A 5,166-nucleotide genomic window follows, 5' to 3' on the forward strand; every position below is an offset into this window, starting at 1 on the left:
CTCCCCAGCCCTCCCCCGCACGCGGGAGAGGAAGCCGTGGCGGCTTGAACGGGAGGGGGCGCCCCGGCAACCAAGCCCGCATCCGCCCGTCACCATCTGCAGCCCGCCGGGTGGTACCGCGCCCCTGCGCGCCATTGCCCCTTGAAGCCGGGCGCCGGGAATGCTTCCATCACGTCATGAGCACGGGCCTCATAGAAATCCGCAGGGCCAAGCCGGCCGACGCCAAGGCGATCGCGGCGGTGCACGACGCGGCTTGGCGCACGGCCTACCGGGGCCTCATCCCCGGCATCGAGCTGGAGCGCATGGTGGAGCGGCGCGGCCCGCGCTGGTGGGATGCCGCCATTAGGCGCGGCAGCCGCCTCTCCGTGCTGCTGGTGGGCGATGATCTCGCCGGCTATGTGAATTACGGTGGCAACCGCGCCAAGAGCCTGCCCTATGGCGGCGAGATCTATGAAATCTACCTACAACCTTTGTATCAGGGCCTCGGCTTCGGCCAGCGCCTGTTTTCGGCGGCCCGCCGGGACCTAAGTCTTGCCCGGCTCGAAGGAATGGTGGTTTGGGCGCTGGCCGAAAACGAGAATGCGGTGGGCTTCTATCGGGCCCTAGGAGGGCAACCGGTCGCATCCTCGACGGAGCAGTTCGGCTCAAAAACGCTGGACAAGATCGCCTTCGCTTGGCAGCGGTAACCTCCGCACGGGCAACCGCCCGCGTGGACCGTAGCTATCCAGCGAGTGTATCATGCGCATCGATGCGATCCCGATCGGCAAGAACCCGCCCCACGATGTCAATGTCGTGATCGAGGTGCCCATCGGCGGCGAGCCTATCAAATACGAACTCGACAAGGCTGCCGGCACGCTCTTCGTCGATCGCTTCCTTTATACCGCCATGCGGTATCCTGGAAACTACGGTTTCATTCCGCACACCTTGTCCGGTGATGGCGATCCCTGCGACGTTCTCGTTGCGAATACCCGCGCCATCATCGCCGGCGCGGTGATCAGCGTGCGCCCCGTGGGCGTCCTGCTGATGGAGGACGAGGCCGGCGTCGATGAGAAGATCATCGCCGTGCCCTCCTCCAAGCTCACCAAGCGCTACGACCGGGTCATCAACCATTCCGACCTGCCGGAGATCACGCTCAAGCAGATCGAGCACTTCTTCGAGCACTACAAGGACCTGGAGCCCAACAAGTGGGTGAAGATCCTGCGCTGGGGCGATGCCGCCGAAGCGCACAAGCTCATCCTCGAGGGCATCGAGCGCGCCAAGGCCGAAGGCAAGGAAGGCTGAGGCTTTCCTTCCAGGGGCGGGACCACTCGCCCCTCAGGCCGATACCGTCGTCTCCGCCAGGAGGCGGCGGATCTCGGGCAGGCACGAGCCGCAATTCGTGCCGGCCTTGAGCTTTTCCCCCACCATGGCCGCATCGTGCGCGCCGGCGCGGATGGCGCCGACGATGGCGTCGCGCGGTACGCCGAAGCAGGCGCACACCAGCGGCCCGCATGCGGCCGCAGCGCCCGCCCGCCGGCCCGCCAGCAGGGTGCGCCGGTCGGCGGCGGAGACGGTGTCTTCCGCAAGCAGGCCCTTCAGCGCGTCCCAGGCCACGCGCCGGCCCGCCGTGCCCACGAACACCGCGAAATCCAGCCGCCCGTCCCCGTCGAAGGCGGCGGCGCGGTAGAGGCCGGAGGGGCCGTCCACCAGTTCCGCCACGTCTGCGGGACCCTCGGCCTTCACCCACTGCGCCCAGTCGTCCGGCCCGAGGCTGCCCGCCATGCGCCAGCCGAAGCCGCCCTCCAGCGCCGCCCGCGCCCACCACAGGCCCTGCGGCATCTGAAGCGGACGCCGTGACAGCACGAAGCCCTCGAACGGCGCGGCATAGGGCGCGAGGGTGGCCGGGGTCGCCTTCGAATCGGGCTGGCCGGAGAGGGGGTCGTTCACCGAATGCACCAGCGGGCCGACCCGCCCGTGGGAGGAGGTGGCCTCGCTCCAGTGGATGGGCGCGAACAGGGTGCCGCGCCGTTGGCCGGCATCGATCTTCACCTCCAGCACCGCCGCGCCATGGGCGCTCGACACCCGCGCCAGCGCGCCCTCCACAAGGCCGAGGGGCGCCGCATCGTCCGGATGGACGGCCACGAACGGCGCCAGGATGTGCGAGCCCAGCCGGGGCGAGAGGCCGGTGCGGGTCATGGTGTGCCACTGGTCGCGGATGCGGCCGGTGTTGAGCAGGAAGGGGAAGGCGTCGCTCGCCGGCGCCGCCTTGATCTCGGCCGGGGCCACGAAACGGGCGCGCCGGTCGGCGGTGAAATAGCCGCCGTCCGCGAACAGCCGTGGCGTGCCTTCGGGCCGTCCAGGGGGCGCCGGCCACTGCACCGGCGCGAAATCCTGGTAGGCGGCATCCGACAGCTCGGCGAAGGCGGAGATGTCGAAGTCGCGGCTGCCGGCATTCTCGAAGCCGGAGAGCGCGGCATGCTCGCGGAAGATGTCCGCCGGCCCGCGCCACGTGAAGGCCGCGCCGAAGCCGAGGCGCGCCGCCACCTGCGCCAGCGCCCACCAATTGGGCTTCACCGCGCCGGGCGGGGCGAGGAAGGGCCGCTGGCGCGAGATGCGCCGTTCGGAATTGGTGACGGTGCCGTCCTTCTCGCCCCAGGCGGCGGCGGGCAGCATCACATGGGGATGGCACAAGGTGGTGTCGTTGACGGCCACGTTCTCCGACAGCACGAACAGGTCGAGGCCCTTCAGCGCGGCGCGCACGCCGTCCGCCTCGGGCAGGCTCACGGCCGGGTTGGTGCCCATGACCCACAGCGCCTTGATCTCGCCCCGGCCGATGGCGGCGAACAGGTCCACCGCCTTGTGGCCCTCGCGGGTCGCCATATGCGGTGCGTCCCAGAAGCGGCGCACACGGTCCACCTCCTCCGGCGAAAAGCCCATGTGGGCGGCGAGCTGGTTGGCGAGCCCGCCCACCTCGCGCCCGCCCATGGCATTGGGCTGGCCGGTGAGGGAAAACGGCCCCATGCCCTCGCGGCCCATGCGGCCGGTGGCGAAATGGCAGTTGAGGATGGCGTTGACCTTGTCGGTGCCCGCCACCGCCTGGTTCACCCCCTGCGAATAGCAGGTCACTGTGCGGGCGGTGTCCGCGAACAGGGCGAAGAAGCGCGCCACGTCTGCCACGTCGAGGCCGCAGGCGCGGGCGGTGGCCGCGGCGTCGGGGGCCACCGCGCGGGCGTGGGCCAGCGCAGCGTCGAAGCCGGTGGTGTGCTCGCGCACGTAAGCCGCGTCGAACGCCGGGCTTTGTGCCAGATGGGCGAGCAGGCCGGAAAAGAGCAGCGCGTCGGTGCCGTGGGCCAGCGGCAGGTGCAGGTCGGCTTCCGCCGCCGTCTCGGTGCGGCGGGGATCGATGACGATGAATTTCGTGCCCCGCGCCGTGCGCGCCGCCTCCATGCGGCGGAACAGCACCGGATGGCACCAGGCGGTGTTGGAGCCCACCAGCACGATGAGGTCCGCCGCGTCCAGGTCCTCATAGGACCCCGGCACCGTGTCCGAGCCGAAGCCGCGCTTGTGCCCGGCCACGGAGGAGGACATGCACAGGCGTGAATTGGTGTCCACATGCGACGTGCCGAGGAAGCCCTTCGCCAGCTTGTTGGCGGCGTAATAATCCTCGGTCAGCAACTGGCCGGAGAGGTAGAAGGCGATGGCCCCCGGCCCGTGGGCGTCGCGCACGCCCTGCAGGCCGTCCGCGATGCGGTCGAGGGCAGCGTCCCACGAGGCGCGGGCCAGCGCGCCATCGGCCCCGCGCACCATGGGAAAGAGCAGGCGGGTGTCGAGCCCCACCGTCTCCCCCAGCGCCGCGCCCTTGGAGCACAGGCGACCGAGATTGGCCGGATGGGCGGCATCGCCCTCCACCAGCGCGCCGCCGAGGCCGTCCGGCGTCGCCTTCACCCCGCAGCCGACGCCGCAATAGGGGCAGGTGGTCTTCACGCTCGGGGGCGAGGCGAGAGGCGCGTTCATGGGGGGCCGATCCTGCCTGAGGCTGTTCGGGGTCAGTAGACGTCGGCCTGGTAGCGGCCGGCGGTCTTCAGGTCGGCGACGAAACGGGCGGCGGCCTCCGCCGAGAGGCCGCCATGCTCCACCGCGACGGCGACCATGGCCGCTTCCACGTCCTTGGCCATGCGCTTGGCATCGCCGCAGATGTAGAAATGCGCGCCGGCCTGAAGCCACGCCCACAATTCCGGCCCCGCCGCGCGGATCTTGTCCTGCACATAGACCTTGCCGGCGCCGTCCCGCGACCATGCGGTGTCGAGCCGGGTGAGGGTGCCGCAGGCTTGGAGGCCGGCCAATTCGTCCTCGTAGAAGAAGTCCGTGTCGCGCTTCTGGTGGCCGAAGAACAGCCAGTTGCGCCCCGGGGCCTTGGTGGCCAGCCGCTCGTGCAGGAAGGAGCGGAACGGGGCGATGCCGGTGCCCGGCCCCACCATGATCACGTCCTTGGAGAGGTCGGCCGGCAGGGCGAAGCCGTGGGCCTTCTGGATATAGGCCTTCATGCGCGTGCCCGGCGCGATGCGTCCGCCGAGGAAGGTGGAGGCGACGCCGAGCCGGGTGCGCCCGGTCTGTTCGTAGCGCACCGCGTCCACCGTCAGGGTGAGCTTGCCGGGGGTCGCCGTGGGGCTGGAGGAGATGGAATAAAGCCGCGGCTGGAGCGGTTCCAGGCACTCCACCAAAGCCTCCGGATCGGGCCGGATGCCGGGGAATTTCTCCAGCGCCGCCAGCACGTCGAGGCTTGCGGCATCGCCGTCCGGGTCCTCGCCGGAAGCCAGCGCCCGGGCCTTGGCCTTGCGATCGCCGCCGGTGATGTAGGAGATGAGGGTGAAGAGCGCGTCGGGGGCCGATTTCAGGCACACCTCGCGGGAGAGCACGTCGCCGAGGGTGGTGTCGGCGATGGGAAAGTCCGGCGGGGCGTGGAGCGCGGCGAGCACCGCCGCCACCAGATCGGGATCATTCACCGGGAACACGCCGAAGCTGTCGCCGGCCACATAGTCGATGCCCGAGCCGCTAAGGTCGAACTCGACGTGCCAGGTCTCCTTCTCGGAGCCGTCCTTGTTGAGGCGGGTGCGGCCGAGGAAGGTGACCTCGCCGGGATTTTCACGGGTGCCGAGAGCCGCCGGGGCATGGGGTTCGTGGGCATAG

At 70.2% G+C, this 5,166-nt stretch carries 4 protein-coding genes; 2 read left to right on the forward strand and 2 right to left on the reverse strand.

Features of this window, described 5'->3' with window-relative positions; genetic code table 11:
- Positions 1–176 precede the first annotated feature (176 nt).
- Entirely contained in the window at positions 177–686 is a 510-nt protein-coding gene (locus tag K9U41_RS21695) for a GNAT family N-acetyltransferase (RefSeq protein WP_282642921.1), read from the forward strand.
- A 52-nt stretch (positions 687–738) separates the two neighbouring features.
- Entirely contained in the window at positions 739–1,281 is a 543-nt protein-coding gene (ppa, locus tag K9U41_RS21700) for an inorganic diphosphatase (RefSeq protein ID WP_282642922.1), read from the forward strand.
- A 33-nt stretch (positions 1,282–1,314) separates the two neighbouring features.
- Here ppa and K9U41_RS21705 read toward each other — a convergent pair whose 3' ends face one another.
- Both K9U41_RS21705 and K9U41_RS21710 read right to left on the reverse strand, forming a co-directional pair.
- Positions 1,315–3,993 (reverse strand): nitrate reductase, encoded by a 2,679-nt coding sequence (locus K9U41_RS21705; protein ID WP_282642923.1) that lies wholly within the window; start codon positions 3,991–3,993, stop codon positions 1,315–1,317.
- A 32-nt stretch (positions 3,994–4,025) separates the two neighbouring features.
- Positions 4,026–5,166, reverse strand: a 1,141-nt coding sequence (locus K9U41_RS21710) for a sulfite reductase subunit alpha (protein WP_282642924.1), incomplete at its 5' end; no start/stop codon positions are given.

The sequence above is a fragment of the Xanthobacter autotrophicus genome (assembly GCF_029991245.1).
Classification (GTDB): domain Bacteria; phylum Pseudomonadota; class Alphaproteobacteria; order Rhizobiales; family Xanthobacteraceae; genus Xanthobacter; species Xanthobacter autotrophicus_C.

Bases quoted from the DNA above. Each gene is read 5' to 3' on its own strand.
- K9U41_RS21695 (WP_282642921.1), top strand. From the start codon at position 177: ATGAGCACGGGCCTCATAGAAATCCGCAGGGCCAAGCCGGCCGACGCC.
- K9U41_RS21705 (WP_282642923.1), bottom strand. From the start codon at position 3,993: ATGAACGCGCCTCTCGCCTCGCCCCCGAGCGTGAAGACCACCTGCCCC.
- ppa (WP_282642922.1), top strand. From the start codon at position 739: ATGCGCATCGATGCGATCCCGATCGGCAAGAACCCGCCCCACGATGTC.